Raw genomic sequence first — 3,166 nt, 5'->3', positions numbered from 1 at the left:
TCAGCACATTCTCCACCTCGACGGAGAAAATCTTGTAGCCGCCGCGATTGATCATGTCCTTCACGCGGTCGAACACCCGCACGAAGCCATCCTGATCGACGGAGCCGACATCGCCGGAATGCCAGAAGCCGGCAGTGAAGTTCTCGGCGGTGGCCTGCGGGTTGTTCCAGTAACCGCGCACCACCATCGGCCCGCCGATCCAGATCTCGCCGCTTTGGCCCTGCGGCAGTTCACGGCCCTGCGCATCGACCACGATCACCTCGGCGCAGGGCGCTTCCAGGCCCACCGAGTCCGAATGGCTGGCGGTGAAGCGCGGCGGCATGATGGTGGTGGGCGATGTGGTTTCGGTGGCGCCGTAGGCGTTCATCAGTTGCAACTGCGGCAGTTTTTCGGCCAAAGCGGCAATGGTGGCCTGCGGCATCGGCGCGCCGCCATAACCGCCGATGCGCCAGGACGAGAGATCGTAGCTGTCGAAATCGGGCTGCAGCAGGCAGAGATTATACATCGCCGGCACCATGATGGTGTGGGTCAGGCGTTCCTTCTGTGCCAGCGGCAGGAAATCGCGCGCCTTGAATTCCGGCACGACGATGACGCAGCCACCGCCCTGCCAGGCGGTGACGATGATGGCGATCAGGCCGGTGACATGGCTGGCCGGCACCGCCAGCAGGGAGCGGTCCATCGGACCCAGCCCCATGCAATGCTGGAAATGCAGGGCTGAATGCACGATGTTGAAATGCGACAGCATCGCGCCCTTGGGTCGGCCGGTGGTGCCCGAGGTGTACAGGATCACCGCTGTCTCTTCCTCGGGCGGCGCGACGAAGGACGGCGCCGACGCCGGGCTGCGCAGATCGGCGAAAGGTATCGATCCTGCACAGGCGCCGCCCACTGCCACGCGGTGTTGCAGTTGCGGAACATCCGTGGCTGAAGGCAGGCGGTCGGCCAGGTCGGTCTCATGCACCAGCAATGCCGCACCGGCGTGATCCAGGATATAGGCGATCTCGGGCCCCTGCAGGCGCGTGCCGAGCGGCACGGCGATGGCACCCAGCCGCAGGGCGGCCAGCAATGTGGTGATGAATTCGACGCGGTTGCCGACCAGCAGGGCGACGCGATCGCCAGAGCTGACTCCCAGCGCCGCCATGCCGGCGGCGACGCGCTCGGCTTCATCGGCCAGCGCGCGATAGCTCAGCCGCGTCTCGCCGGCCACCACCGCATCATGGTCGGGCCAAGCCGCCAGGCTGCGGGCGAAGATATCCCAGACATGGGCCGGGCGGTCGGCGAAGCAGCGCACCACGCGGTCGCCAAAATGCGCCTCGCGGCGGATCATGATGCTCGGATCGAGCGTCCAGGCCATGGTTCCTCCGGATTTTGTCTGTCGGCAGGATGGCCAACGCAGGGTGGGATCGTCAATTAACGGATTGATTGGGCAGCACTATTTGCTGCATCGCGGCAAATTGTCCGATCTGCCGGATTTATTGAGCGTAATCAAATTCCTACCACAAATGACTGCTACAGTTGCGGCATAACAGACGCATCGAACATCCCCCAGGCCAGACATGCACGCCAAGCTTCCCGCCACCCAGCCATCCGCCACCCAGCTGGCCATTACCGCGCAGACTTCCCCCTGCCCGCCCGATGCCGAGGATGGCGCGGCGCTGCCGCTCGACCGGCTGGTGAATGCCACGCTGGCGAAGATGTCGCTCGGTATCTCGCCCCTGGCCCTGCCGGCTGCCTATCTGGACTGGGCGATGCACCTGGCACTGGCGCCGGGCAAGCAGGCCGAACTGGGGCACAAGGCCCTGCGCAAGATGCTGCGGCTGGCGCTCTATGCCGCCAGCGGCGCGGGCCAGGACCAGAGCGCCACCTGCATCAAGCCGCTGCCGCAGGACCGCCGGTTCGCCGATCCGGCCTGGCAGAAACCGCCCTTCAATTTCATCTACCAGTCCTTCCTGCTGGCCCAGCAATGGCTGCACAACGCCACCACCGGCGTGCGCGGCGTGTCGAAGCATCACGAGCAGGTAGTGGAATTCGCCACGCGGCAGATCTTCGACATCTTCTCGCCCAGCAACAATCTACTGACCAATCCGGTGGCTTTGCAGCGCACGATCAACGAAGGCGGCATGAACCTCGCGCGCGGCTTCGGCAATTTCATCGAAGACCTGCAACGTAACCTGGCCGGCAAGCCCCCGGTCGGCGCTGAAGCCTACCGCGTCGGTGAAACCGTGGCCGTCACGCCGGGCCAGGTGGTGTTCCGCAACCGCCTGATCGAGGTGATCCAGTACAAGCCCACGACCGAAACGGTGTTGGCCGAGCCGGTGCTGCTGGTGCCGGCCTGGATCATGAAATACTACATCCTCGACTTATCAGCGCGGAACTCGCTGGTGCGCCACCTGGTCGAGCGCGGCCATACCGTGTTCATGGTGTCGTGGAAGAATCCCGATTACGACGACCGCGAGCTGGGTTTCGACGATTACCGAAAACTGGGCGTGATGGCGGCGCTGGATGCCGTGTCGGCGATCTGCCCGAAACGGAAAATCCACGGCGTGGGCTATTGCCTGGGCGGCACGCTGCTGTCGGTAGCCACTGCTGCCATGGCGCGCGACGGCGACGAGCGCCTGGCCAGCCTGACCCTGCTGGCGGCACAGACCGATTTCTCGGAAGCCGGCGAACTGACGCTGTTCATCGACGAAAACCAGGTGACTTTCCTGGAAGACATGATGTGGCAGCAGGGTTACCTGGATACCAAGCAGATGGCCGGCGCCTTCCAGCTGCTGCGCTCCAACGACCTGATCTGGTCGCAGATGATGCACGACTATATCGTCGGCGAACGCAGCGGCATGATCGACCTGATGGCCTGGAATGCCGACCAGACCCGCATGCCCTATCGCATGCACAGCGAATACCTGCGCCAGCTGTTCCTGAACAACGATTTCGCCGAAGGCCGCATGCAGGTGGATGGTCGCGCGGTGGCACTGACCGATATTCGCGTGCCGGTCTTTGCCGTGGGCACCGAGTTCGACCATGTCGCGCCCTGGCATTCGGTATTCAAGATCGTGCGGCTGGCCGATACCGACGTAACCTTCCTGCTCACCTCGGGCGGCCACAATGCCGGCATTGTCAGCGAGCCCGGCAGGAACAACCGGCATTACCGGCTGGCCCATCACCCCGA

Annotated in this window: 2 protein-coding genes; one reads left to right on the top strand and one right to left on the bottom strand. The window is 64.2% G+C overall.

Annotated elements, in window-relative coordinates:
• On the bottom strand, positions 1-1,351 hold a 1,351-nt coding region (locus Q1J79_RS12440; protein ID WP_300300801.1), incomplete at its 3' end, for a class I adenylate-forming enzyme family protein.
• A gap of 202 nt (positions 1,352-1,553) precedes the next feature.
• On the opposite strand from Q1J79_RS12440, the gene Q1J79_RS12435 reads away from it, so the two are divergent.
• Positions 1,554-3,166 (top strand): alpha/beta fold hydrolase (locus Q1J79_RS12435; RefSeq protein ID WP_300300799.1); only part of this gene is annotated, 1,613 nt, incomplete at its 3' end.

Source organism: Ferrovibrio sp., from assembly GCF_029255545.1.
Taxonomy (GTDB): domain Bacteria; phylum Pseudomonadota; class Alphaproteobacteria; order Ferrovibrionales; family Ferrovibrionaceae; genus Ferrovibrio.
Note: the sequence above shows the minus strand (reverse complement) of the source record. Positions and strands in the feature narration are given on the sequence as shown.